We start from the raw sequence: 24657 nt of genomic DNA, 5'->3' as shown, positions 1-24657 counted from the left end.
TGCTGCATATAGCGCCCACTCTGCACGTAACGCACACGGACGGCCTGTCCGATTTGCGTCTCATGAGCCTCTGACCTGCGACTTCCTTCGACCTGTTTTTGTTAGACCTTATTCCTGAGACGCATCATGTGGAGTGCGTGGCGGTTCTGGAGCCTGTCGCAAAGGGGATCTGAGCTGCGGTTTTCTCGGTTTTCTCAGGTGTGACCGAATGGCCTCGACCTGTTTCCCCACGTCCACCGCGTGGAACATGCTGACGTTCGCGGCACGCGTCTCACCGGCTGCTTCGCGGTGAGGGCGTGGGTCGAGAACGCTCTGTCCCAACTCCGTCAGGTATCGGTTCGGCACATGGTCGGACGTCGGCGGTGTTTTCGGTGCGCGGCACAGGCGGCCTCCTCGACCTGCCGCCCGGCCCGCCGTCGGGCCTGGGCGGCCTGCCGTTCGAGGCGGCGGAGGTCGACCTGCCCGAGCCCTGCTGCCCGCCGACCGGCCCCACGATGACGCCGCCCTGCTACTGGCCAGGTCGCGTGTCACCCGGCAGCTGAGCGCCTGGGGACTGGAGAACCTCGGCTTCACCGCCGAACTCGAGGTCGGCGAACTGGTCACCCATGCCATCCGCTACGGCAGACTCCCCATCCGCCTGCGCCTCATCCACGACCGCACCCCCTGTGCGAGGTGTCCGACGGTGCCGGCACCACCCCTCATCTGCGCCGCGCCCGTGCCTTCGACGAGGACGGGCGAGGCCTGCTCCTCGTCGCTCGGCTCGCCGAGCGCTGGGGGACGCGCCATGCCCGGCACGGTAGGAGAGCGCGCCGGCGAACGGCCCCCGTACCTCTTTCACGACCGTGGATCAGCCGCCACCCGGCGTTTTCGGGTGCCCTGACCTCATGCCTCCTCGGCGCCGCGGGCCGGCATTGAGCCGTACTGGCGGCGCAGGCGGGCCTTGAGGATCTTGCCGGTGGCGTTGCGGGGCAGGGCGTCGACGAGGACGACCGACTTGGGGAGCTTGTACTTGGCGAGTCGGCCGGACAGGGAGTCCATGATGTCGCCGGGCGACACCTCGGCGCCCGCGCGGGGCACGACCAGCGCTCTGCCGACCTCGCCCCATCGTTCGTCGGGTACGCCGATCACCGCGCATTCGGTGACCGCGGGATGCTGGTGGAGGAGTTGCTCGACCTCGGCGGGATAGACGTTCTCCCCGCCGGAGATGTACATGTCCTTGATCCGGTCGACGATCGTGACGTACCCCTCCTCGTCGACGGTGGCCGCGTCTCCGGAGCGGAACCAACTTCCCTGGAAGAAGGCGTCCTTGGTCGCTTCGGGCCACTGCCAGTAGCCCTTCATCACGTTCAGGCCCTCGATGATCACCTCGCCGACCTCGCCCGGTGCGACATCGGTGAGGTCGGGCCGCACCACGCGTACGTCGGTGAAGAAGCAGGGCGTGCCGGCCGAGCCGGCCTTGCGGATGCTGTCCTGTGCGCGCAGGCCCAGTGCGGCCGGGGCGGTCTCGGTCAGGCCGTATGCCTGGAGGAAGGTCAGGCCACGGTCCTGGTAGGTGTGGATGAGGGCCTTGGGGACGGGTGCCGCCGCGCACTGCAGGATCCGGACCGACGACAGGTCGGCCGTCGCCCACCGCGGCGACCGGGCCATGGCCTGGTACATCGCGGGTACGCCGAACATCCTGGTCACCCGGTGCCCGGCGATGACGTCGAGCACCCGTTCCGGGTCGAAGCCGCGCATCAGCACCGACGTCCCTCCTTTGAGGAAGCCCGGCAGGAAGACGGTGTTGAGGGCGGCGGTGTGGAACATCGGTGCCACCACCAGGGCGACGTCGTCGGAGACGATGTCCACGTCCAGCAGCATGTTGAAGCAGTTCCAGGCGATGTTGGCGTGGGTGAGCATGACGCCCTTGGGACGGCCGCTGGTGCCGGAGGTGTACTGGATCATGCACACCTCGTCGAGGCCGACCGTCTCGTCCAGGGGGTCGTCGGGTGCGTTCGCCAGCAGCTCCTCGTACGCGCTCCCCACCTCGACGTAGTGCTTCACCTCCACGTCGTCCCTCAACGCTTCTACGACATCGGTGAGTTCGGCGTCGTACAGCAGTGCCGCCGCCCCCGCGTCCCTCAGGATGAAGGCCAACTCAGGTGCCGCGAGGCGGGTGTTGAGCGGTACGAAGACGGCGCCCAGCGTGTTCGCGGCGAACAGGGTCTCCGCGAGGGCCGGATGGTTCGCGCCCAGGTAGGCCACCCGGTCGCCGTGGCCGACCTCCAGGGCACGCAGGGCGTGAGCGAGCCGCGTCACGCGCGCGGCCAGCTCGCCGTAGGACAGGGATCCACCGTCGTGCACGACGGCGGTGGCCTCCGGTGCCATGCGGGCACGCCGCGCGGGCCACGAGCCGAGCCCTTGATCGCGCATGGTGCGTCTCTCTTCTCTCAGAGCTCTCAGAGCCAGTCGGGCCATGTGTAGTCGGCCGAGTCGTCGTGGTCCCGGTGGGGCGGCAACGGGGCGAGCCGCCCCCGGGAGAAGACCAGCGGCGGGACGCCGGTCTTCTCCACCCCGAGTTCCCGGACGCGGCCGAGGACGAAGTAGTGGTCGCCGAGGGTCCGCACGTCGGCGATGTCGCAGTCGATCCAGGCGGCGACGCCCGCCAGGACGGGGCTGCCCGAGGGCGCGCCGCGCCACGGGTGGCGGTCGAAGACGTCGGGCGCCTTGGCGCCGACATCCCGGCAGAGGCCCTCCTGGCCGGCGGCCAGTACGTTCACGCAGAAGGCGCCGCCGGCCATGATCCTCGGCCAGGTGGTGGAGGAGCGGCCGGGGAAGAACGCGACGAGCGGGGGGTCGAGGGACACCGAGGTGAACGAGCCGATGACCATGCCGACCGGGGTGCCGTCGGGTTCCTCCGCGGTGACCACCGTGACACCCGTCGGGTGGTGGCCGAGCACGTGCCGGAACCGGCCGGGGTCGTCCGCCGGGCCGCCGCCGGGCGCCGTCGCGGCGGACGTCGACCGGTTCACGCCGGGTTCTCCACGCCGAGCACAGAGCGGGCGTATCCCATGGCCCACCAGCTGTGCTGGGCGTTGATGTGCGTCCTGTACGTGGCGATGTCGCGCAGGTACCGCTGCATGCGCTCGCCGTTCGCCAGCGCGCTGGAGCCACTGGCCGAGGCCAGCATCTCGACGGCCTGGCAGGCGAGTTGGCCGGACTGCCGGGCCGCGAGGGAGAGGGCCTGGTCGTCCAGTTCGGAGAAGGGCTCGCCCCCTGCCAGGCCCCGGGCCGCGTAGGCGGTGTAGTCGTCGGTGACCGACAGGACGATCCGCTGCGCGCTGTCGGCCAGGGCCGTGGCCAGGCCGAGGTTGCGCTGGTGTTCCGGATCGTGGCTGCGCGGCTTGAAGGGCGGCAACGGGCTGTTCTTGGTGGTGATGATCCGCCGGTACTCGTCGACCGCGGCCCAGGCGGTGCCCGCCACGATCGAACACAGCTGGATGTTGAAGAACGACATCAGCCGGCCCGCGTACATCGGGTTGCCGTGCAGTTCCACCCCCGGCCCGTCGGTGGCGTCGTTCGCCAGGAGATGGGTCCTGGACACGTACTCGTGCGGCACGAGGACGTCCTCGGCCACGACGCTGTTGGAGCCGCTGCCGCGGAAGCCCAGGATCTCGCCCCAGTTGTCGAGCATCCGCCAGCCGGTGGGCATGAGCACCATGCCCGGCGTGGGCATGCCGCCCTCTTCGTCGATGATGAGCACGCCACCCAGGAAGTGCGTGGAGACGTTGACTCCGGAGGAGTAGTCCCAGCGGCCGTTGACCAGGTACCCGTCGGGGGTTCTCGTCGCGGTGGCGCTCGGGGCGATCGGCAGCGGGGCCCGGAAGTCACCTTCCGGCCCGAACACCTCGCGCTGGGTGCTCCCGGGGAAGCGACCGGCCACCACCAGGCTGTGGGAGGCGGCCAGACACAGGTTCCAGCCGCTGGACGGGCAGCCGCGGGCCACCTCGGTGACCATCCGGGAGTAGGTCCGCAGGTCGAACTCGTAGCCGCCGAAGCGGCGTGGCTGGAGGGACCGGTAGAAACCCGCCTCCAGGAACGCCTTGTGCGTGTCCTCGGAGATGCCGGTCCGCTGTTCGGTCTCGTCCTGATGATCACGAAGCCAGGTCCTCATATCGGCGGCCCGGCGCACCAGTTCCTCCGGTGTCAGGTCCGGCTCCGGCTGCGGAATCTCGATGATTTTCCCGGCTGCCTCGGTTGTCTCGGACAATTCGCACCTCATCCGCTGCTGTTCTGGGTCGGCCTGAAAGGAGTGTCGGCAGCGCGGCGGAGGACCGTCCAATGCCGGAAACTGCGGGCTTGATGAGTGCCGTGCATCACAGCAGGTCGGAGGGGGTGACGGGAATGCCGCACATTTCTGCCTGGTGACGTGCGGGGAAGCGCGCTGTAACCTGGCGCGGACCACGACGCTGTGGACCTCGCCTTTCTGGAGGGCTGAGTGGAACTCCGGAGTTTGCGCCATTTCTCGGCGCTCGCCGAGACCTTGAATTTCCGGGTCGCCGCCGAGCATCTGCACCTCACCCAGCCCGCGCTGACGCGATCGATCGCCGCTCTCGAGCGTGAGCTGGGCGTCCAGCTGTTCGACCGCGACAAACGGCATGTGGCGCTCACCGCCGACGGCGCGGAACTGCTCGAACGGGCGGGCGAGGTGCTGGCCGACGCCGAGCGGCTCGCCGCCGCCGCGGGCGCCATCCGGGCCAGGCGACGGGACGAGGTACGGGTCGCGTGCTACGGCGTGGCTCTGGCCGAACTCACTCATCCGGTCATCGAGGCGTTCTGCGAGCGGTATCCCAGCGTCACGATCCGGGTACACGAAGCGGACTTCCACCAGGGTCTCGCCCCGCTGCTGGCCGGCCAGTACGACGTGGCGCTGTTGCCCCTGAACGTCGACATGCCGGGCCTGACACGCGTACCGATCTTCACCGAGCCCCTTTCCGTCGGGCTGTGGAAGGGGCATCCGCTGGCCTCGGCCGCCGCAGTCGACGTGACCGAGGTCTTCGATCAGCCCTGGGTCACCCCCGAGCCGGGCCTCGACTTCTGGGTGGGCGGACGAAACGGGGACGACCACGCCCCGACGGTCGGCTCCCACGCCCGCTCGGCCCTGGACGTGTCCTTGAAGATCGCCTACCAGCACATGGTGGGACTGATGCCGCTGTCGGCCACCCGGATGTTCCCGCACCCGGGAGTGGAGAACGTCGCTCCGAAGGAGCCCCTCGGCCTGGTGGCCGCCGTCGTCTTTCCGGAGGCCGGTCACTCGCCCGCCGCCCCGGCCTTCGCCGAGCTCGCACGCCGGGTGGCCCGACGTGCGAGCGGCGTTCCGTACGCCGAACTCGCCCGGTAGAAGCGGTCAGCCGCCGTACGGCGGGTCGCCCGCCCAGGCTGCGTGCAGGACGGCGCGCAGATCGTCGGCGGAGGCCGGGCGGGGATTCGCGTACGGCGCCCCGAGAGCGACACCGACCGCACGGTCCACGTCGGCGGCGGTCAGACCCAGGTCGGCGAGCGATCGCGGGATGCCCAGCCGCTCGCCCAGTTGGTGCAACTCCCGTACCGGATCCGGGACATCGAGCGCCCGGCGCAGCGCCGCCAGTGCCTCGGGAACCGCCGGGGCGTTGAACGCCAGCACATGGGGCAGGACGACGGCGTGTGTCTCGGCGTGCGGCAGGTCGAAGGTGCCGCCGAGCACATGGCAGAGCTTGTGGTGCAGCCCCATGGTGGTCGCGCCGAGACAGGCACCGCACAGCCACGCCCCGTACAGCGCGCGGCTGCGCGCGTCATGCCCCGAGGGGTCGGCGACGATCTCGGGAAGGGCCGCGGCCAGCGCCCGCACACCCTCCTCCGCCATGAGGGAGACGATCGGAGTGGAGTCCGGGGCGTACAGAGCCTCGACGGCGTGCGCGATCGCGTTCATGCCGCTCGTCGCGGACCCCACGGGCGGCATGGTGAGCGTGAGCAGCGGGTCGTACACGACGCTGCGCGGCAACGCCTTCGGGTGGCGCCCGGTGCGTTTGACCGCGCCCTCGGTCAGGCCCCAGACGGGTGTCATCTCCGATCCGGCGTACGTCGTCGGGACGGCGACGATCGGCAGGCCGGCCCTGAGCGCGACGGCCTTGGCCAGGCCGGTCACGGAACCGCCGCCGACCGCCACACAGCCGTCCGCCCGGGCTTCGCGAGCCGCTTCGACGGCCAGGTCGGCGACCTCCACCGGGACGTGCGTCACCGCCCCCGCGTGCAGCCCGGCGCAGGCGTCGCCGAGAGACGCGACGACGGCACGGGCCGTCTCCAGGCCATGGTCGTCGCACAGCACGAGGACGCGGCGCAGTCCGAGAAGCGCGACCTCCTCGGGCACCGCGTCCGGGACGGCACCCGACCGGAAGACGACGCGCATCGGCTGGGCCTGATAGGTGAAGTCCAGGGCGCGCTCCCTCACGCGATCACCGGTTGCAGCACGATGTCGAAGCGCGCCCGGCGGAAGGGGTTGGCCAGGCCCAGCTTCGCGGCCTCCTCGGGGGAGTCCACCTCGACGAACTCCTCGACCAGGCTCTCCTTCACGGCGAAGACGGCGTCCGAGTCCAGATAGTCGCTGCCCGCCACGAAGATGTGCGTCGTCACCGGGCTGTACCCCTCGGCGCCCACGATGAAGTGGACATGGGCGGGACGGTAGGGGTGACGGCCGGTCGCCTTTAGCAGCGAGCCGACCGGCCCGTCCGTCGGAATCGGATACGGGCTCGGAACGCACGAGCGGAACCAGAACCGCCCCTCCGCGTCCGCCGTGAACAGCCCGCGCCCATTGCCCGGCGGCTGCTTCTCCGGCTGCTGGACGTCGTAGAAGCCCTGGTCGTCGGCCTGCCACACGTCCAGCGTCGCACCGGGCAGCGGGGTGCCGTCGACGGAGACGACCCGTCCGCTGATCACACAGGGCTCGCCGCCGCCGACCAGGTCGATGGTCGCCCCGAGTTCACGGACCGGGGACTCGGTCATGTGGAAGGGGCCGAGCACCGTCGAGTCGGTCGCGGCGGCCGCCTTGTGGTCGTTGATCGTCTCGACGAGCATCGACACACCCAGGACGTCCGACAGCAGGATGAACTCCTGCCGGGTGTCGTCGCACATGTGCCCGGTTGCGGTGAGGAAGTCGATCGCCCGCTCCCACTCGGCCTGGGTCGGCTCGATGTCCCGTACGAAATCGTGCAGGTGACGCGTCAGGGAGCCCAGCACGTCGCGCAGTCGGGGATCGGAGGTGTGGGCGAAGCTTTCCAGCACCGCCGTCGTGGTCGCGGTCTTCGCGCTCTTCGCGGTCTTCGATGCCTTCGCTGTCTTCGCGGTGAGGTCCATGGCCGCTCAGCCCCGCCCGAGGATCTGCCGCAGTGCGTCCCTCAGTGCGGCCGTGACGTCACCGGTGGCGTCCTGGCGGCGGAAGGCCACGTGGTTGTCCGGCCGCACCAGCAGCGCGCCCGAGTCGCCGGTCTCCCGCAGCCGGGCCCAGTCCCCGTACGGGTCCTCGTACTCCTGGCCGGGGCCGATGACCGCCGTGGCGATCTCCAGGCCGAACTCCTTGCCGAGGATGCGGGCGGCCTCCGTCCAGGGCTCGCCGCCGATGCCGGTGATCAGGGTGAACCGGCCGTTCCCGCCCAGGTCCAGGGTGGACGGATTGCGGGTGCCCGCGGAGAGCCAGGCGTGCGGGAGCTTGGCGCCGGGGCGGGTGCTCGGCTGGAAGTGCAGCTCGGGGTCGCGCTCGAAGCCGGGGTCCGGTGTGCCGTCCGGAACGACCGCGGCGGAGGTGTAGCGCTGGTTGAGGTCCACGCCGTGGGCGTTGAACTCGTACGCCTTGAAGGCGATCGCCTCCCGCAGCCGCGCCCGCTGCTCCCCGGCCTCCGCGGTGGCGTCCTTGCGGGCGGCGATGTTCCGCCACAGCTGCTCGGGGGTCTGCGGCGCCAGGCCGCCGAGCGCATCGAAGACGGGTGCCGTCTCACCGATGGACTGGTTGGCCCGGGTGACGACCTGCTTGCCGACCGGCGCCCGCTCGTCACTGTAGGTGTCCAGCAGGGACGGGGACGCGGTGCCGTCCAGGACGAGCTTCAGCTTCCACGCCAGGTTGTAGGCGTCCTGGATGGAGGTGTTGGAGCCCAGCCCGTTCGACGGTGGGTGCCGGTGGCAGGCGTCGCCCGCGCAGAACACCCGGCCGCTGGAGTACGTCTCGGCGTACATCTCGTTGACCGTCCACGCGGAGGACGACTTGATGGTCACCGGGATCTCGTCGTCGCCGATCAGCTTGCGGACGACGGACAGGGCGTACTCCTCGGTGAGGTCCGGCGGCCCGGCATCGACGTCGTAGCCCCACACGATCAGCCACTCGTTCCACGTCCGTACGCAGCGCACCAGGCCGGCGCCGATGCCGCCCACGGTAGCGCCGGGCGCCAGCACCCAGTAGAGGGTGGCGGGTCGGTGCGCCACGTACTGGGTGAGGTCCGCGTCGAAGACGATGTTGATGCTGCCGGCCACGCCCATCTGGCCGCCCATCGGCAGCCCGGCGTCCTCGGCCACCTTGCTGCGGCCGCCGTCCGCGCCGATCAGGTACTTGGCGCGGATGGTGTACGTGTCGCCGCGCAGCCGGTCGCGGACCGTGGCGGTCACCCGTCGGAGTCCTGCTCGTGCGACAGGTACTCGGTGCCGAACCGCAGTTGGCTTCCGCGGGCTATGGCCGCGTTCACGAGCACCGGCTCCATGAGGTGCTGCGGCATGTCGCACATCCGGGTGGGACTCGCCAGCTCGTGCGCGGCCTGCACGAGCGGCTCGTTGCCCCAGGACCTGAGCCGGCCGAGCTCCTCGCCCGCGAGGGCGGTGCAGAAGACGGTGTTGCCCATCAGATGCTGCGGGGTGGCCTGGGCGATCACATCCTCTTCGACACCCAGGTCACGCAGTACTTCCATGGTGCGCTGGTTGGTGATGTGCGCCCGGGGCGTGTCCGCGAGGCGTGAGGAGCGGGTGACCATGACGTTCGGCACGCCATAGGTGCTCAGCGCCAGTGCGGCGCTCGCTCCCGCGGGCCCGCTTCCCACGATGAGCACATCGGTCTCGACGGTCGGCAGGGTCGGCGCGGTCGGCACGGTTGTCATCGGGACGCTTCCTTCACAGTCACCAGTCGCTTGTCCAGCCAGGTCATCAGTGCCTCGGCCACCTCGTCGGAGTTCTTCTCGCCCATGGGCAGGCGACCGTTGCCCGTGAGTCCCAGGTCGGCCAGGCGCAGCAACTCGGCGTCCGCACCGGCCTGGGCGAGGTAGTCGGCGACACCGTGCTGGAACGGCGCGAACGGCGAGGTACCGGCCGCGACCACGGCGATCGGGAAGCCCTGGAGCCCTGGCAGGGACCGCACGGGGCCGGCCTGTTCGTCCTGGACGAGGCAGTCCTGCAGCCCGTCGCCCCCGGCCTCGCGCAGCCGGAGGCGCAGTTCCTCCGGGGTCCGTACCGGCGGCTCGTAAGCGATCGGGGCCGCGGTGAGCCCCCACTCCAGCTTTCCGAGGCCGGGCAGTTCGATGAACGGGGGCCCCATCGGCTCGATGGAGACAACGGCCTTCACCAGCCCGGGCCGGGCATCGGCGACCAGCCAGCCGAACGGCGCCCCCATGGAGTGGGTGATCAGCACGGCCGGTCCGATATGGTCCAGCAACTCGGCCCCGCAGCGCCGCATCTGCTCCTCGTTCTCGGCGAAGGTGGGCAGCGTCGGGCCCTGGCTCGCCATCAACTGGTCCAGCGCGGAGTCGTCGCCGACCTCGCCGCTGCCGGGCCACTGGCTGCCGGGTCGTGCCGCCCCGTCGCAGAACAGCCAGCGGATGAACTCGTACGTCGGCGCCGCGCCCTCGATGGCCCCGAGGACATCGGGGTGGTACGGGGAGCGCCCGTGACCTGGACGGTCGACCACGTACACGGCGTAACCGGCCTGGACGAACCGGGTGGCCCAGCCGGGGCGGCCGTCCGGCGTCGACAGGTAGTCCGTGCCCTGGCCGCCGCCCCCGTGGACCATGACCACGGGCAGCGGATGCCGGAGATCGGCCGGGATCTGGTACTGGACGTACATCGCGGCCTCGGCGGCGGTCCCGGCCTCGGTCGGCCTGCGCCCGACGCCGACCCAGAACGCGCCTTGCTCGCTGATCGTCAACGGCGAGGCGGCACGGGCCGGCTCGGCGGTTCCGGGTGGTGGAGAGATGGTCATCGGCGAACCTCCGTCACGGCGTCTGCGCCCATCCCCAGCACTATTGGTGACCGGTTCCAGGGCGGTCCAATGCCGGTTGGGGACGCCGTGATGCATGGCGCTCATCAGCGTCCCCGAGGGCGGCTGCTTCACCGGGAAGGTGCGCGTGGCGGGTGACCAGGGCGTCGGTGCAGAGCGCGGCCTCCAGCCGGTGGACGAGCCGCGCTCGGATCGAGCGGCGCATCGAGACGCTCGTCCGGAACCAGGACGCGGGTCGCCCCTCCCTGTCAGCTCGTGCGGAGAACGGAGTGGAGTGCCTCTTCGATCGTGGGGTGGCGGAAGGTGAAGCCCGCCTTGTGCAGGGCCGCGGGGACGGCGCGGCAACTGCCCGTGATGCCCGTGGCGAACTCGCCGAGCGCCGCTCCGAGGGCGAAGGCGGGGACGGAGGCGATCGTCGGGCGATGAAGGGCGCGGCCCATCGCTCGCGTGATCTCGCGGTTCGTCACTGGTTCGGGGGCTGTGAAATTGACGGGGCCTGTGAGCGTCTCGTCGTCGATCGCGAAGCGCAGTGCCCCGATGTGGTCGGTCAACGAGACGAACGGCCAGTACTGGTCGCCGGAGCCGAGCCGGCCGCCCAGGCCGAAGCGGAAGAGCGGGAAGAGCCTGCCGAAGGCGCCGCCTTCGGCGGAGACCACCAGGCCGGTGCGGGGGTGCACCACCCGGATGCCCGCCGCTCGGGCAGTGTCTGCGGCGTCCTCCCAGTCGACGCAGACGGCAGCCAGGAAGTCGTCCCCGGGTGGCGCGCTCTCCTCGATGGTCCGGTCGCCGGTGTCGCCGTAGTAACCGGTCGCGGAAGCAGAGACTAGGACGCGGGGTGGGGTGGACGATTCGGTGCAGGCCCGCGCGATGGTCCGGGTTCCCAGGGTGCGGCTGCGGCGAATCTCCTCCTTGTACGCGGTGCTCCAGCGCTTGTCTCCGACCCCGGCGCCGGCCAGGTGCACGACGGCGTCCACAGTGTCCAGCGCACCGGGCTGGATGCGGCCTCCGACCGGATCCCAATGCGCCGCCTCGGTTCCGTCTCCCGCGGGGCTCGCCGACCGGTCGCGGACGAGGCGGACGACCTGGTGGCCGTCGGTGAGGAGCGAGTGGGTGAGGGCGGATCCGATGAGTCCGGTGGACCCGGTGATCGCGACGCGCATGGCGTTCTCCCGGACGGGCTGGGGAGGTGGCCCTGCGGCCACCTGGGACGGTTGTCGGACTTCGAGGTTCTCGGGGTCGGCGGCGATGCCACGGCAGGGCCGCCGGGTAGGCGTCCTCCTCGCCGGCCCCTGCTGCCGGGGCGCGCCGGAGTCGGTGGAGAGTCCGCGAACGGTCGTCTACGGTCGCGGTGGCCGCAGGACGGGGACGCTGTCGCGGAATGCGGCGGCGTGCTTGTCGATCTCCTGGGGGTCCGGCGCCAGTGCGGCGGTGCTCAGCAGTTCCCGGTAGTGCTCCTCCAGTTCCGTGAGGGTGTGGACGGAGGAAGCGGTGCCGGCGGGGGAGAAGTCGACCCGGACGTCGCCGTCCTCGACGACGAAACGGCCCGCGGCCCCACAGGTGCCGCATTCGGCGTGGCCGCCGCGCAGCACGATCAGGTCGAGGTGGCACATCGGACAGGTGCCGGGCTCCCCGAGGAACCGGACCTCGTCGTGGGGGAGACCGAGCTGCCGGGCGACCGCGCCGCCCAGCCGCTCGGCTCGCAGCACAGCCGCCTGGTCGGTGGCTATGCCACCCAGGCCGCCGGGGGTGGGGACTTCCATCTGGTCGGCGACGGCCATGTTCAGGGGGAAGGCCAGGGCGTGCAGAGTGGGCAGCGTCAGCGTGCGCCAGTGGGGTGACGGGCAGCCACCCACGGCGATGAAGCCGGCCACGCGCGGCTTGAGGACCCGCGGGTCGGGGACCGTGTCGAGGCCCAGGAGGCCGCGAGTCTCCTTCTGCTCGGCCCGGCCGTGTTCGCGGAGGGCGAGGGCCTCACGGACGAAGACCACGTCCGTGCGCGGACCGAAGGCGCGGTCGATGAGGAGCTTCAGAGCGCCCGGTGCGCTGCGACTGTAGGTGGGGGAGCTGACGATCACGCCGTCCGCGTCGAGCAGCCGGTCGCAGAACCAGGCCGCGTCGTCCCCGGCGTCCGCGGTGGCGGCGGTCACCAGGGACAGGTCGGTCAGCCGTACCATCTCGACGGCTGTTCCCTCGCGCGCGGCCGCGGTGAGCGCGGCCTTCAGCAGTACCTCGGCACTGCCGTCCTCCTGCCCGCAGGCAAGTCCGAGCAGACGCATTGACGACACCTCTCTGTGCGGTCGGGGGACGGGGGCGGTCAGCCGCGCAGGGTGGCGGCCAGCCAGTCGGCGCTGCGGGCGATGATCTCGGGGAAGTGGTTCGAGAGGATCTCGTAGTGCTGGCCCGGGTACTCGATGACCTCCTTCGGGACGGGGATCCGCTCGTACATCTCGCGGGCCTCCTCGACGGGGGCGACGGTGTCCTTGGAGGCGAGGATCATCAGGACCGGGGCGGTGATGCGTTCGGCGTAGGCGCGCGCCTCCATCTCGAAGATGCGGTCGAGGGTCGAGATGGTGATCTCGTTCCGGAAGCTGGGCAGGTGGTGGATCATGTTCTCGACGAATTCCAGTCCCTCCTGGTCGCTGAACATGACCGGGTCCCCGGGTGCCGGGACGCCGTGCAGGCGGATGGTCGCGGCCGGCTCGCCGCGCAGTTGGGCCTGACGGTCGGCGGGGATGAGAGCTTCCAGCTCCGCGAGTGTGTCGGCCGGTTGGAGGGTGCGTGCGCTCCAGCCGCTGACCGGGGGGATGACGCTGACGACGGCTTTGACCCGGCGGTCGGTGGCGGCCGTGAAGAGGGAGTTGGCGCCGCCGATGCTGATGCCCCACAGGGCGATGCGGTCGGGGTCGACGTCCACGCGCAGGGACAGATGGGTGATGACGTCGCGCAGGTCCCGGCACTGCTGCCAGGGGTCGAACTGCTGACGGGGTTCGCCGTCGCTGTAGCCGGTGTTGCGGTGGTCGTAGATCAGGCAGGCCAGACCGGCGTCGGTGAAGCCCTGGGCCATGGCGAACATGGATTCCGCGGGACCGCCCAGGCCCCCCTGGAGGATGGCGACGGGCGGCCGTTCGGGGCCGTCGGCCGGACGGAACAGTTTGCCCCGCAGGGCCAGTTCCTGGACTCGGAACTCGATGTCTTCGGTGACGGGCATGGTTCTCCTCGTGGTGGTGCGGCTCGTGGCGGGGAGTCGGCGATCAGGTGCGGCTGACGGGGAGGTCGTCGGGGAGGAAGTCGGTGTCGGTGGCCCGCGGGTCGGCCGAGGCGCGCAGGATGGGGAAGACCTCGGCGCGCATGCCGGTTTCGTACTCGGCCACGGCCTCCGCCACGGGTGTGTCGCCGTGGGCGGCGCGCTCCAGGGCCCGGGCGAGGGCCGCGGCGTCGCGCAGTGCCGTGTTGGCGCCGGAGCCGAACGAGGGGGGCATGGCGTGGATCGCGTCACCGAGCAAGGTGACACGGCCGGCCGGCCAGGGCTCTGCCGGCTGCAGGTGACGTGTGGCCACCGGGAAGATCGTCGACGCGTCGACGTGCTCGACGAGATCGGCCAGGGCGGGGTCCCAGCCCCGTACCGCGGTGCGCATCAGCGCGTGCAGGGTTTCGGGGGAGCTGTGCCACAGGTCGGGAGCCCCGGCGGCGACAGGGCTGCCGGGCGGAAGACCGAGGTTGACCATGATGTAGGGATCGACGGGATCGACGCGGGCGCCGGGCGCCAGTTCGGCCACCGCCTCGGCGACCGGCCTGCGCGGCCGGTACACGCCGTACGCGAACATCGTGCCGTTCGGCTCCGCGGCGACGGCGAAACCGTCGAACAGTGCCTCGGGCAGGCTCGCCGCCAGATCGTCGGTCAGCGGTGCGATGGAGTACAGGCCGCGCATTCCGGTGTCCACGACCGGAACGTCGGGCAGCAACTGCCTGCGCACGACGGAGTTGATGCCGTCGGCGCCCACCAGTACGTCCCCGGTCTCGCTCGTGCCGTCGTCGAGCAGCACGCGGACCTTCTCGCCGTCCGTCTCGAAGCCGGTGACGGTGCTGTCGTAGCGGACGATGTCCTCCAGGCCCAGGCCCATGATCTGGCGCAGCGTGCGCCTGTTGACCGCCGTGTGGGGCCGCCGCGGGTCGTTGGGCGGGCCGATGTGGGGGCGGGCGCCGAGTTCGCGGGCCTGGTGGTCGAGCATGACCATGACCTCACGGCGCGGCGTCTCGCGCGACGTCTGCATGTACAGCTCGAAGAGGTTGTCCGGCAGGCACTGCTGGAGAGCGCGGCCACCCGCGCCGTTCATGTGCAGGCGGTAGCCGGCCCGTCCGACGCCCGGCGCGCTCTCGTGGACGGTGCAGCCGATGCCCGCACGGCGGAGACCCTGCGCCAGACAGAGCCCTCCGATGCCTCCGCCGGCGATCAGGACGTGGAAGGACGGCATTGTCGCCTCCTGGATGGGCTCGGAACACCCGCATCGATCGGTGCGGGCCCCGAGAATGCGAGCGTCTGGGGTGGTGACGGTCCGTCTGACACGAGGTCCCGGCGGGCCGTGCCACCACTCTCGCGTCCGCGCTGAGATCAGGGAAGCCGAAATCACTTATGCTGGTCATAGGCAGAGCTGATGATCATTCGAGGTGGGTGCCGTGACTCTGGACCTCAACCTGCTGGTGCCGCTGGACGCGCTCCTCCAGGAGCGCAGTGTGACGCGGGCCGCACAACGGCTCGGTCTGAGCCAGCCCTCGCTGAGCGCGGCCCTGGCCCGGCTGCGCCGGCACTACGGCGACGAACTCCTCGTCAGGGTGGGCAACAGCTACGAGCTGACCCCCCTGGCGGAACGACTGGTGGAACACACCGAGCAGGCCCTGGGCTGGGCGGACCGGGCCCTGCGGACGCGCCCCGACTTCGATTCCGCGCAGGCCCGGCACGAATTCACCGTGATCATGGCCGACTGCCAACTGCCCACGTTCGGGCGGGCCCTGGCCGACCTGGTCCGCACCGCCGCGCCGAACGTGCGGCTGCGGTTCCAGCACAGCACCGAACGGGTCGTGCAGCAGGCGCTGGACAACCTGCGCACGGTGGACGCCCTCGTCCTGCCCCAGGGCATCCTGTCGAACATCCCCACCTTCGACCTGTACAAGGACCGTTGGGTGTGCGTGGTGTCCGCCGACCGGGCCCCGGCCGTTCTCGGGCGGGAGGAACTGGCGGAACGTCCTTGGGTGTTGCCCTACCGTCACCCGTCGCCGGTCTTCTCCCCGCTGAACCGCCTGCACGCCGAGGGCATCGAACCGCACGCGGAGATCGTCACGGAGAACTTCCTGGCCATTCCCCACCTGGTCGCGGGGACCGACCGGATCGGCCTGATGCCCGAACGGGTCGCGATCCCCGCCCTCTCCGGACAACCGGTCACCGTCGTCCAGCCCGACTTCGAGATCGGCCACTTGGTGGAGTCCCTGTGGTGGCATCCCCTCCATGAGAGGGAACCGGCCCACATATGGCTGCGCCGCATCGCCGCTCAGGCCGGCCAGGCAGTGGAGAGCGGCCCCTCGATGCGCCCGTGAAGGAACCGGTGGCAGAGGCGGCGGCCCATGGCCCCGGCCATGTGCGGGAGACGCCGTCTGCCGGCTGAGGAGGGAGGTGCTCCCGTGCGTCCCGGTCGCCCGTCGCGGCCGGAGCGAGGGCGGGTGGCCCTCCTGCGTCGTCCCCGCTCGGTTTCCGGACGGGGCCGCCGAGTGCCCCGTGTCGGGTGGCCCGTGTTGGTTAGGGTGGCCGCCAGGGGACACGACGGGGGGCGCTGGTGACGGAAGTCGAGGACCACGTCGGTGTCGAGCCCGACGGACCCCGGGGGCCGTCCGCGCCGGCCGTGCTGTCGCCGTCGCTGCGTGGATGGCTCGGGGTGGTGGCCGTTCTCGCCGCGCTCGGAGTCGCCGTGGGCGCGGTTCTCTTCGCCGGTGACAGTGAGCCCGGTGCGGTGGACGCGCGGATCTCGGCGGTCGTGGACGGGGTGGGGCCGCCGTGGCGGCACATCGCTCTGGCCGTCGACTTCCTGGGGGAGCCCGTGGGGGCCGCGGCGCTGGTCGTGACCGTCGTGGCGGGCTGTCTCCTGCTGCTGCGGAGCCCGCGGGCCGCGGTGTTCGCCGTCGCCTCGGTCGGCGTCACCGTGGGAGCGGGCACGCTGCTCAAGTCGCTGGTCGGACGCACCATCCACGGCGACGGCAACCTCTCGTACCCGAGCGGGCACACGGCCTTCCTCACCGCGCTCGCCCTCGTGGTCGCGCTGCTCGCGGCCGGCCGGTTCCGCCTCGGCAGGGCGGCGGGCCTGTCCCTCGTGCTCGCCGTGGCGCTGGTCGCCGGTGCCGCCATGGGCTGGGCCCAGGTCGCCCTGGGCGCGCACTATCCGACCGACGTGCTCGGCGGCTGGTGCACCGCGCTGGCGCTGACACCGGCGACCGCGTGGCTGGTGGACCGGGCGGCCGACGGCCGACGGCGTCGCTGACCCGTCCCGGACCACCTGGCGGTCGAGCACCGGCTCGCCGACCGGCCCGGAGGCGGGGTCGCCCGCCGTCCGGCGCTTCCGGTCCACCGTGCACACCCCGGTTCGCCACGCCGACGGCCCGGCCGCCAGACCGGACGGCCGGCCGTACGGCCGATGCCGGTCCGTGGCAGCGTCGCCTGTCGTCAGCTCACACCCGGCGCCGGAACACCGGCTTCACCGGCCGGCCGCCCAGCCACGGTGTCGGGTCGCCGGCGTCCAGGGCCTTGCGGTACACCGCGCACGCCTCCGCCACCACGTCGACCGTGTGCTCGATGTCCGAGTCGTCGAGCGCGGCGCTCACCACGAAGGACGGGGCCAGCACCCCGCCCGCGAGGAGCCGGCGCAGGAACAGGGTGCGGTACTCCTGCGACGGGCGGCCGTGCTCGTCGAGGGTGGCGAAGACCAGGTTGCTGGCCCGGCCCCGGACGACGACGTGGTCGCCCACGCCCATGGCGGCGGCGGCGTCGCGGACACCGGCCGCCAGCCGTTCGCCGAGGGCGTGCAGCCGTGCGGTGACGCCCTCCTCGACGTACGTGCTCTGCACGGCCATGGCGGCGGCCAGGGAGTGCGTCTCCGCGCCGTGCGTGGTGGACAGCAGGAACACCCGCTCGCCGGAGTGGCGCAGCCCGCCCAGCTCCATCAGCTCGCGGCGACCGGCCAGCGCGGAGACGGCGAAGCCGTTGCCCAGCGCCTTGCCGAAGGTGGAGAGGTCGGGGACGACGCCGTACAGGCCCTGGGCGCCCGCCTCGGACCAGCGGAAGCCGGTGATCATCTCGTCGAAGACGAGGACGCAGCCGTGCCGGTCGGCCAGCTCCCGCAGGCCGGCCAGGTATCCGGGCGGCGGTTCGGTGTGGGTGGCGGGTTCCAGGATCAGGCAGGCGATGTCGTCCGGGTACCGGGTGAGCAGGTCCTCGGTCGCGGCCAGGTCGCCGTAGGGGAACGTCACGGTGAGGTCGTGGGTGGCCGACGGGATGCCGGCGGACATCGGGGTGGTGCCGATGAACCAGTCGTCCGTGGAGAAGAACGGATGGTCGGCGCAGAGGGCCACCCGCGAGCGCCCGGTGGCGGCGCGGGCCAGGCGTACCGCGGCGGTGGTGGCGTCGGAGCCGTTCTTCGCGAACTTCACCATCTCGGCGGTCGGCACCGTCGCCAGGAAGCGTTCGGCGGCCTCGACCTCCACGACGGACGGCCGGACGAAGTTGCCGCCGCGGTCGAGTTCCCGCCGCACCGCCTCGGTCACGCGCGGGTGGGCGTGCCCGAGGCTGACCGACCGCAGGCCGGAGCCGTACTCGATGTAGCGGTTGCCGTCGACGTCCCACACATGGGCGCCGTTGCCGTGGCTGATGACCGGGGCCAGGTGCTCGGGGTACTGGTCGTCGCCCTTGGCATAGGTGTGCGCGCCGCCGGGGACGAGGGCGTGCAGGTGCTCGTTGGCCGCCCGGGACCGGGGCAGTGCGAACTCTTCGGTTTCCATGGCGGCTTCAGCTCTCCCTGTGCTTCAGGACGTGCTTCAGGACCTCGGCCAGGCCGGGCGCCTTCCGGTCCCGCTCGGACACCGACGTGACCGGCAGCGGCCAGGGGACGGCGAGTTCGGGGTCGTCGAAGGCGATCGTCACGTCCTCGGACGGGTCGTGCGGGCGGTCGATCCGGTACGAGGTGTCGGCGGTCGGGGTCAGGGCCTGGAAGCCGTGTGCGCAGCCCGCCGGGATGTAGAGGGTCGTCTGTGTCTCGCCGGACAGCTCGAAGAAGGCCCGGGCGAGATAGGTCGGCGAGCCCGGCCGCAGGTCCACGACGACGTCGAAGATCCTCCCGTACGAGCACCGCACCAGCTTGGCCTCGCCCGCGCCGGAGCGCAGGTGCAGGCCGCGCACCACGCCGCCCGCCGAGCGGGACAGGCTGTCCTGGAGGAAGGCGTGCGGGTCCAGGCCCACCGAGCGGACCACGTCGGCGTCGAAGGTGCGGCAGAAGAAGCCGCGTTCGTCGGCGTACGGGGTCGGCTCGAAGAGGTACGCGCCGGAGATCTCCGGGACTTCCGTCGCTTTCATGGCGTCTCCTGCCGGGGGTGCGTGGGCTGGGGGGAGGGGGAAGGGGTGCGGGCGCGGCCGGTCGCCGGGAACAGGGCCGCCGCCAGAGCGGTGAACTGCTCGTCGAGCTGCCGGGTGACGGCCCGGTTCCGCTCGGCGAGGGTCCGCCGGGTGTCCGCCGCGTTCTTCTCCAGCTCCCGGAACTGTTCGAGCAGGCGGTCGGCGTCCACCTCGCGGGCCGGGTGGCAGTACGCGTCCAGGCCCATCAGCGCCATCAGCGCCTCGCTCTTCGCCGCGTAGGCGAGGGCGAGCGTCGGGGTGCCGGCCCGCAGCGCGCAGACCAGGTTGTGGTAGCGGGTCGCCACCACGGTGTCGGCGGCCGCCGTCTCCTTCATCAGGTCGGTCAGCGAACCCGCCTCGGCGACGGTGACCAGCGGCGAGTCCACCGCGTCGAGGATCGCGGCGGCCACCGGCGCGTCGCACGCGTCGCCCGTGAGCAGCCGGACGGGCCTGCCCTCCTCGGCCAGCGCGCGGACGAAACGGGTCGTGCCGTCGAGGTAGCGGCGGTGGATCTCCTCGGCCCGGTCGCGGTCGTCGTCGCCGCCGTGGAAGTCCATGACACCGACGCACACCCGGCCCGGAGGGCCGCCGGGCGCGCTCGGTTCCGGTGCCGGCAGGGCGAAGGCCAGGTCCGGGTGGACCGCGTCGCGCGCGGTGTCCACACCCATCGCCCGCATCGCGTCGCGGGACAGCTCGTCCCGGTACGACCGGTGGGCGGCCAGCCGCGCCGACCAGCGCACCAGGGTCCGGGTCGCCCGGTTGCCGATCGGGCCGGCCCCGACGCCGACCAGCGCGACCCGGGTACCGGTCAGCCGGCCGCTCGCGCAGAGCAGGAACAGTGCGTACGGGAAACCCCACGGCCGCAGCGGCAGCGTGGCCTCCAGGACGCCCATGCCCGGCACGATGACCACGTCGTGCCGGCGTACCCAGGCGGCGGTGCGGAGGACGTCGACGAGCTTGCCCAGGCCCTTGCCCGCGATCGCGCCGGCGCGGGAGGCGGTCCGGTACTCCCCGCGGTACCAGTGCAGCCGTGTCGCGGGGATGCCGTACCGGGCCGTGACGGCCTCGGGTCCGCCGCACAGCGCGTCCACGGCCGCCTCCGGGTGCGCGGCGCGGAGCAGACCGAGGACGGCCTCCAGCGACCCGTCGTTGCCGAGGTTGCCGGAGCCGAGCAGCCCGAACATTCCTACGCGCACCGGGAGTTCACCAGCGGACGTCATGGTTGCCTGCCTTCGCGGCCGGCGACGACGGCGTCCACGGAGACGTCGTACCGGCCCGGGTCGACCGGGGCGCGGTCCTCGACCCGTTCGCCCGCGCCCGGCCGGACCCGGCTGGTCATCCACGCGGCCAGATGGCGGTGGCACGCGCGCCGGTCGGCGGGGGACAGCGGCGCCCGCCGGATCGCCGAGACGAAGCCCCAGACGTACTCGGCGAGCAGCCGGGGCGTCGGGTGCAGCGGGCCCGCCCGGCGCGGGTCCAGGTTGACGCACCGGGAGCGCTTGGAGGGGTTCGCCCGCTCGGCGCGGGTGGGGTGGTCGCGGCGGAAGTACAGCAGCTCGGGCACCTGGTGGAAGGGCCCGTGCAGGGTGATCTCGGCGACGAAGGTGCGGTCCGCGTGGTGGTAGCTGTCGTGCGGCTTCACCCGGCGCAGCATGTCGGCCCGCATCACCCCGTAGAAGTCGTCGCCGCCGGGCTCGAACAGCAGGCTGCGGAAGCGCTCCGGCGCGTGCGGCGAGTCGGTGGCGAGCCCGTACGCGTAGGGGACCTTCACCTTGCCGTCCTCGTCGATGACCGCCTGGTCGCTGTGCGCGAGGACCACGTCCGGCCGCTCGTCCAGGGCCTCGACGCAGCGCAGCAGCAGGTCACGGGCGTACAGGTCGTCGTGCGACGCCCACTTGAACAGCTCGCCGCGGCACTCGGTGAACACGTAGTTGTGGTTGGGCGCGGCGCCGATGTTGCGGGGCAGCCGGATGTAGCGGACGCGGGAGTCCTTCGCCGCGTACCGGCGGCAGATGTCCTCGGTCCCGTCCGTCGAGGCGTTGTCGGAGACCACCAGCTCGAAGTCCTCGTAGGTCTGGCCGAGCAGGGCGTCGAACGACTCGGCGAGGTACTCCTCGCCGTTGTAGACGGGCAGGCCGATGCTCAGCCGGGGTCGGTCGGTCATGGCGTCCTCACTTCGCGGATGGAGTCCTGGTGGTGCTCGCGCAGGGCGGGGCGCAGCTGCAGCCACCACACGGCGGAGCCGGCGAGGGTCGCGGCGGCGACGCCCCAGGCCGAGCCGACCGTGCCGGCCGCGGCCGCCCCGCCGAGTCCGCCGCCGACGTAGCAGGCGGAGGCGAACAGCTGGCAGCGCAGACTGCGCCGGGCCGCGCCGAGCGCGCGCAGCCCGGCCGCCGCACCGGTGCCGAGGCCGGCGCCCGCGACGCCGAGCGTGGCGGGCACGATCAGCTGCGAGGCGGCCTGCCAGACGCCGCCGAGCACGAGTTCGCCGTAGTGGTCCGGCACCAGCAGCAGCGCCGCGCCCCAGAGCAGCGCGGCGACGGCCTGCGCGCCGCCGAGCAGCAGGCAGAACCGGCCGAGCCGGTGCGGGGCCCGTCGCAGCACCCGTGCCGCCTCCGCCACGGTGACCAGCGACAGCCCCATCAGCACGGCGAGGAACGGGCCGAGCAGCAGCTCGGCGCCCCGGACCACCCCCACCGCGCCGACCCCGACGATCGCGCCGAGTCCGTACGCCCGCAGCTGGGCCGCGCCGCTGAGGGAGGTGTTCTCGACCAGGTAGCGGGAGCCGAGGTCGCGGTGGTCGCGGAGCCAGGCGCGCGCTCCGGCCGGGTGGGGGCGGATGCCGGACTGGAAGCAGCCGTACACCGCGGCGACCGTGGCGGACGCGCCCCAGGCGAGGACGAACGCGGCGACCGTGCCCACGCGGGCCGCCACGACCATGGCCGGGACGAGCGCGACGCCCCACACCAGGTCGTTGACGAACGCCTTCCGGCCGGTGCCGGCGGCGAAGAACGAGTACCGCCACGCGTCCTGCAGCAGCAGCCCCGGCAGCATCACGCCGAGGCAGGCGAAGGCGGCCCCCACATGACCGCCGACGGTCGGTCCGACCACCAGACAGGCCGCGCCGATGATGCCGCCGACGCCGAGCGCGGTGCCCGACGAGCGGGCCACCGCCCCCCGCCAGGCGGCGTCCGGCACACCGCTGAAGCGCACCACGAGCGGGTCGGTGGCCAGTCCCCGGGAGACGCTGAGCACCACGCCGTAGGTCACCCAGGCCAGGCTGAACGCGCCGAACGCGGTGAGCCCGAGCGAGCGGGCGACGTAGATCCCCACCGCGAAGTTGGTCATGCTGGAGGCCGCCTGGTCGGCCAGCCCCCAGGACAGCCGGCCGAGCAGGGCCCGCCGGGCGGGCCGTGCCCGTGCCCTCGCCTTCTCCTCCTCGGTGGTCATGTGCGTCATGCCTTGATCAGTCCGGCACCGTGCAGGGCGCCGGCCGCGGCGGCGACGGTGTCGAAGGGCAGCCCGGACCGCTCGGCGACGTCCAGCAGGCCGTGCTCGCCGTCGGAGAGGCTGAGCACCCAGAGCATGGCCATCTGGGCCTCCTTGGCGTCGCTGCGGCCGCCGAGCGAGTCGTAGAGGCCACGGCGGCCCAGCTGCGGTTCGCCGTACGGGCTGAGGTTGACGTACCGCCGGTTGCCGTCGAGCACGGCGAACGCCTCGCGGCACAGGTCCAGGGTGTCCGTCATCGCCTCCGGGGTGACGAAGTCCGGATTGTCCGCCGAGGTGTGGTACTCCGGGTAGCCCGCGTACGGGGTCCGGCTGAGCGAGCCGACACCGAGGTCGAACCCCGGTGAGCAGTACTGGCGCTCGTCGTAGCCGTACGGGGTGAACTCGGTGACGCGGTGCGGGCGTCCGGAGGCGTTCAGCACGTGCCGCATCACCCGGTCGATCTCCGCGTCGCCGCGCCTGCTCTGCTTGTACGTCACCTCGCCCCGGTCGCCGGCGCAGGCCAGCACCAGGCCGTGCTTGACCCGCTCGATCCGGTCGGCGTTGCGGGCCAGCCAGGTGATCGCCCCGATGGTGCCGGGCGCGAAGACGAACCGGTAGGTGTAGTACGGAGACCGCTCCGCCAGCGCGCGGGCCAGGAAGGTCGCCACCGCGACGCCGGCCAGGTTGTCGTTGGCCAGCGACGGGTGGCAGACGTGGCAGGAGACGATCACCTCGTCGGCGACCTGACCGGGGACCACGTGCTCGGCGTAGGTGAGGTGGCCGTCGGCGAGCGTGGAGTCGACCCGCACCTCGTAATCACCGTCCGGCAGCGCGTCCAGGGTGTCCTGGGCGAGGCAGAAGCCCCACTGCGGCTGGTAGTAGCTGGTGCGGTACGGCACCCAGGACGGGTGCTCCGGCAGTGTGTACAGGTGTTCGCGCAGCTCGGCCAGCGGCAGGGTCGCGGACACCGGCACGCTGTAGCCGAGCACGTGCAGGCTGGACGCGCGGAAGTCGACGACCCGGTTGCCGTCGGCGTCGGCGATGTAGGCGTCCCGGATGTTCCACTCCTGCGGCACCGTCCAGTCGAGCACCTGGGTCCCGGTCGGTACCTCGTGCACCTGGAGCGGGATGTACTCGCCGACGATGTCCAGGGTGGCGCGCACCCCGTCGCCGGTGATGCTCCGGCACAGCGGGTACAGCCGCTCCACCAGGGCGTGCATCTCCTCGCCGACGGTCATCCGCGCCGCCGCAGGGTGTCGTCGACGGTGCCGGCCCCGGACGCCGCGCGCAGCACGGCCAGCCGGGTGAAGCGCTGCTCGAAGGCCTCCTGGGTGAGCCCGAACTTCCGGTAGGCATCGGCGAGTTCGAGCGCGCCCCGCTTCACCGACCACTCGCAGTCGAAGCCCGGGATCGCCGCCCGGAGACGGGAGAAGTCCACCCGGTAGGACCGCGGATCGGCGCCGTTCTCGCCGGTGATCACCACCTTCGCGCCGGACACCGCCTCGGCGACCTGCTCGGCGATCTCGGCGACCGTCACGTTGTTGGACTCGGTGCCGATGTTGAACGCCCGGTCGTGCACCGCCTCGCGCGGCGCCTCCAGCGCGGCCGTGAAGGCCCGCGCGATGTCGGCCGCGTGCACCAGGGGGCGCCAGGGGGTGCCGTCGGAGAGCACCAGCACCTCGCCGGTCAGCAGCGCGTGACCCACCAGGTTGTTCAGCACGATGTCGGCGCGCAGCCGGGGCGAGAAGCCGAACGCGGTGGCGTTGCGCATGTACACCGGGCTGAAGTCGCCGTCGGCCAGCGCGTGCAGGTCGTCCTCCACCCGCACCTTCGACTCCGCGTACGGCGTCACCGGGCGCAGCGGGGCGTCCTCGGCCACGAGTTCGTCACCGCCGGCGGCGCCGTACACCGAGCAGGTCGACGCGTACAGGAAGCGCCCCACGCCGGCGTCGCGGGCCAGCCGGGCCAGCCGCACGGACGCGTGGTGGTTGATGTCGTAGGTGAGCTGCGGCGCCAGCGAGCCCAGCGGGTCGTTGGACAGGGCCGCCAGGTGGATCACGGCGTCCACCCCGGCCACGTGCTCGGCCGTGAGGTCCCGCAGGTCCACCCGGTGCCCCTGCGGGTCGGCGGGCGTCGGGCCCAGCACGCAGTCGGCGAACAGCCCCGCGTCCAGGCCGACGACCTCGTGCCCGGCCTCGGCGAGGACCGGGGCCATCACGGTGCCCAGGTAGCCCTGGTGTCCGGTCAGGAGTACGCGCAT

At 72.0% G+C, this 24657-nt stretch carries 20 protein-coding genes and 2 pseudogenes; 4 read left to right on the top strand and 18 right to left on the bottom strand.

Going from position 1 to position 24657, the window contains the following annotated elements; translation table 11 throughout:
- Positions 1-359 precede the first annotated feature (359 nt).
- Positions 360-915 (top strand): annotated as a pseudogene (locus SCAB_RS47955) (ATP-binding protein); the annotation flags it as partial.
- Here the strand turns inward: SCAB_RS47955 and SCAB_RS11195 are convergent.
- The 3 genes from SCAB_RS11195 to SCAB_RS11185 are packed head-to-tail and all read right to left on the bottom strand — an operon-like array spanning position 883 to position 4249.
- A complete protein-coding gene (locus tag SCAB_RS11195) occupies positions 883-2412 on the bottom strand; it encodes an acyl-CoA synthetase (RefSeq protein WP_041669069.1) in 1530 nt (509 codons plus the stop codon). The pseudogene SCAB_RS47955 and the gene SCAB_RS11195 sit on opposite strands and share 33 nt — an antisense overlap.
- A gap of 26 nt (positions 2413-2438) precedes the next feature.
- A complete protein-coding gene (locus SCAB_RS11190; protein WP_013000180.1) occupies positions 2439-3011 on the bottom strand; it encodes a flavin reductase family protein in 573 nt (190 codons plus the stop codon).
- Positions 3008-4249: an acyl-CoA dehydrogenase family protein gene (locus SCAB_RS11185; RefSeq protein ID WP_049875691.1), complete on the bottom strand. Its 1242-nt coding sequence runs from the start codon at positions 4247-4249 to the stop codon at positions 3008-3010. Before SCAB_RS11185 ends, SCAB_RS11190 begins: the two co-directional genes overlap by 4 nt.
- 228 nt (positions 4250-4477) lie before the next feature.
- Here SCAB_RS11185 and SCAB_RS11180 point away from each other — a divergent pair, with 228 nt between their 5' ends.
- Complete coding sequence (locus SCAB_RS11180) at positions 4478-5380, top strand: LysR family transcriptional regulator (protein ID WP_013000178.1); 903 nt, start codon at positions 4478-4480, stop codon at positions 5378-5380.
- Positions 5381-5386: 6 nt separating this feature from the next.
- On the opposite strand, the gene SCAB_RS11175 is transcribed toward SCAB_RS11180, so the two are convergent.
- From SCAB_RS11175 to SCAB_RS11140, 8 genes and pseudogenes are all read right to left on the bottom strand, one after another.
- On the bottom strand, positions 5387-6424 hold the full coding sequence (locus SCAB_RS11175; protein ID WP_049875858.1) for a maleylacetate reductase: 1038 nt from the start codon (positions 6422-6424) through the stop codon (positions 5387-5389).
- A 38-nt stretch (positions 6425-6462) separates the two neighbouring features.
- The gene (locus tag SCAB_RS11170; RefSeq protein WP_013000176.1) at positions 6463-7368 is read right to left on the bottom strand and encodes an intradiol ring-cleavage dioxygenase; all 906 of its coding nucleotides are present in this window, start codon (positions 7366-7368) and stop codon (positions 6463-6465) included.
- Between the two features lie 6 nt (positions 7369-7374).
- Positions 7375-9149: pseudogene (locus SCAB_RS11165) on the bottom strand (FAD-dependent oxidoreductase).
- Entirely contained in the window at positions 9146-10243 is a 1098-nt protein-coding gene (locus SCAB_RS11160; protein ID WP_013000173.1) for an alpha/beta hydrolase, read from the bottom strand. Before SCAB_RS11160 ends, SCAB_RS11165 begins: the two are co-directional and overlap by 4 nt.
- 266 nt (positions 10244-10509) lie before the next feature.
- Positions 10510-11421: a TIGR01777 family oxidoreductase gene (locus SCAB_RS11155; protein WP_037724033.1), complete on the bottom strand. Its 912-nt coding sequence runs from the start codon at positions 11419-11421 to the stop codon at positions 10510-10512.
- 177 nt (positions 11422-11598) lie between these two features.
- Positions 11599-12537 (bottom strand): NAD(P)H-dependent oxidoreductase, encoded by a 939-nt coding sequence (locus tag SCAB_RS11150; protein ID WP_013000171.1) that lies wholly within the window; start codon positions 12535-12537, stop codon positions 11599-11601.
- Between the two features lie 38 nt (positions 12538-12575).
- Positions 12576-13469: an alpha/beta hydrolase gene (locus SCAB_RS11145; RefSeq protein WP_013000170.1), complete on the bottom strand. Its 894-nt coding sequence runs from the start codon at positions 13467-13469 to the stop codon at positions 12576-12578.
- Between the two features lie 43 nt (positions 13470-13512).
- Entirely contained in the window at positions 13513-14733 is a 1221-nt protein-coding gene (locus tag SCAB_RS11140) for an FAD-dependent oxidoreductase (RefSeq protein ID WP_013000169.1), read from the bottom strand.
- Between the two features lie 202 nt (positions 14734-14935).
- Between SCAB_RS11140 and SCAB_RS11135 the strand changes: the two genes are divergently transcribed.
- Together SCAB_RS11135 and SCAB_RS11130 are read left to right on the top strand one after the other, a co-directional pair.
- Positions 14936-15850, top strand: coding sequence for a LysR family transcriptional regulator (locus SCAB_RS11135; protein ID WP_231884968.1), 915 nt, complete (start codon positions 14936-14938; stop codon positions 15848-15850).
- Positions 15851-16086: 236 nt separating this feature from the next.
- Entirely contained in the window at positions 16087-16785 is a 699-nt protein-coding gene (locus SCAB_RS11130) for a phosphatase PAP2 family protein (protein WP_013000167.1), read from the top strand.
- Between the two features lie 187 nt (positions 16786-16972).
- Here the strand turns inward: SCAB_RS11130 and SCAB_RS11125 are convergent, their stop codons facing one another.
- The 7 genes from SCAB_RS11125 to SCAB_RS11095 are packed head-to-tail and all read right to left on the bottom strand — an operon-like array spanning position 16973 to position 24657.
- Positions 16973-18298 (bottom strand): glutamate-1-semialdehyde 2,1-aminomutase, encoded by a 1326-nt coding sequence (locus SCAB_RS11125; RefSeq protein ID WP_013000166.1) that lies wholly within the window; start codon positions 18296-18298, stop codon positions 16973-16975.
- A 7-nt stretch (positions 18299-18305) separates the two neighbouring features.
- On the bottom strand, positions 18306-18869 hold the full coding sequence (locus SCAB_RS11120; RefSeq protein WP_013000165.1) for a dTDP-4-dehydrorhamnose 3,5-epimerase family protein: 564 nt from the start codon (positions 18867-18869) through the stop codon (positions 18306-18308).
- Positions 18866-20128: a polysaccharide pyruvyl transferase family protein gene (locus SCAB_RS11115; RefSeq protein WP_041669061.1), complete on the bottom strand. Its 1263-nt coding sequence runs from the start codon at positions 20126-20128 to the stop codon at positions 18866-18868. The genes SCAB_RS11120 and SCAB_RS11115 overlap by 4 nt, the downstream gene beginning before the upstream one ends.
- On the bottom strand, positions 20125-21072 hold the full coding sequence (locus SCAB_RS11110) for a glycosyltransferase family 2 protein (protein WP_013000163.1): 948 nt from the start codon (positions 21070-21072) through the stop codon (positions 20125-20127). The genes SCAB_RS11115 and SCAB_RS11110 overlap by 4 nt, the downstream gene beginning before the upstream one ends.
- Complete coding sequence (locus SCAB_RS11105) at positions 21069-22367, bottom strand: MATE family efflux transporter (RefSeq protein WP_013000162.1); 1299 nt, start codon at positions 22365-22367, stop codon at positions 21069-21071. The genes SCAB_RS11110 and SCAB_RS11105 overlap by 4 nt, the downstream gene beginning before the upstream one ends.
- Positions 22364-23635: a DUF4910 domain-containing protein gene (locus tag SCAB_RS11100; protein WP_013000161.1), complete on the bottom strand. Its 1272-nt coding sequence runs from the start codon at positions 23633-23635 to the stop codon at positions 22364-22366. The genes SCAB_RS11105 and SCAB_RS11100 overlap by 4 nt, the downstream gene beginning before the upstream one ends.
- Entirely contained in the window at positions 23632-24657 is a 1026-nt protein-coding gene (locus SCAB_RS11095) for an NAD-dependent epimerase/dehydratase family protein (protein ID WP_013000160.1), read from the bottom strand. The genes SCAB_RS11100 and SCAB_RS11095 overlap by 4 nt, the downstream gene beginning before the upstream one ends.

The organism is Streptomyces scabiei 87.22, from assembly GCF_000091305.1.
GTDB lineage: Bacteria > Actinomycetota > Actinomycetes > Streptomycetales > Streptomycetaceae > Streptomyces > Streptomyces scabiei.
The sequence above is the reverse complement of the archived record's forward strand: the minus strand, read 5'-3'. Positions and strand labels throughout refer to the sequence as shown.

Coding starts and splice junctions, on each gene's coding strand:
- SCAB_RS11195 (WP_041669069.1), bottom strand. CDS start 2,412: ATGCGCGATCAAGGGCTCGGCTCGTGGCCCGCGCGGCGTGCCCGCATG.
- SCAB_RS11175 (WP_049875858.1), bottom strand. CDS start 6,424: ATGCGCGTCGTCTTCCGGTCGGGTGCCGTCCCGGACGCGGTGCCCGAG.
- SCAB_RS11170 (WP_013000176.1), bottom strand. CDS start 7,368: ATGGACCTCACCGCGAAGACAGCGAAGGCATCGAAGACCGCGAAGAGC.
- SCAB_RS11160 (WP_013000173.1), bottom strand. CDS start 10,243: ATGACCATCTCTCCACCACCCGGAACCGCCGAGCCGGCCCGTGCCGCC.
- SCAB_RS11155 (WP_037724033.1), bottom strand. CDS start 11,421: ATGCGCGTCGCGATCACCGGGTCCACCGGACTCATCGGATCCGCCCTC.
- SCAB_RS11150 (WP_013000171.1), bottom strand. CDS start 12,537: ATGCGTCTGCTCGGACTTGCCTGCGGGCAGGAGGACGGCAGTGCCGAG.
- SCAB_RS11145 (WP_013000170.1), bottom strand. CDS start 13,469: ATGCCCGTCACCGAAGACATCGAGTTCCGAGTCCAGGAACTGGCCCTG.
- SCAB_RS11140 (WP_013000169.1), bottom strand. CDS start 14,733: ATGCCGTCCTTCCACGTCCTGATCGCCGGCGGAGGCATCGGAGGGCTC.
- SCAB_RS11125 (WP_013000166.1), bottom strand. CDS start 18,298: ATGGAAACCGAAGAGTTCGCACTGCCCCGGTCCCGGGCGGCCAACGAG.
- SCAB_RS11120 (WP_013000165.1), bottom strand. CDS start 18,869: ATGAAAGCGACGGAAGTCCCGGAGATCTCCGGCGCGTACCTCTTCGAG.
- SCAB_RS11115 (WP_041669061.1), bottom strand. CDS start 20,128: ATGACGTCCGCTGGTGAACTCCCGGTGCGCGTAGGAATGTTCGGGCTG.
- SCAB_RS11110 (WP_013000163.1), bottom strand. CDS start 21,072: ATGACCGACCGACCCCGGCTGAGCATCGGCCTGCCCGTCTACAACGGC.
- SCAB_RS11105 (WP_013000162.1), bottom strand. CDS start 22,367: ATGACGCACATGACCACCGAGGAGGAGAAGGCGAGGGCACGGGCACGG.
- SCAB_RS11100 (WP_013000161.1), bottom strand. CDS start 23,635: ATGACCGTCGGCGAGGAGATGCACGCCCTGGTGGAGCGGCTGTACCCG.
- SCAB_RS11095 (WP_013000160.1), bottom strand. CDS start 24,657: ATGCGCGTACTCCTGACCGGACACCAGGGCTACCTGGGCACCGTGATG.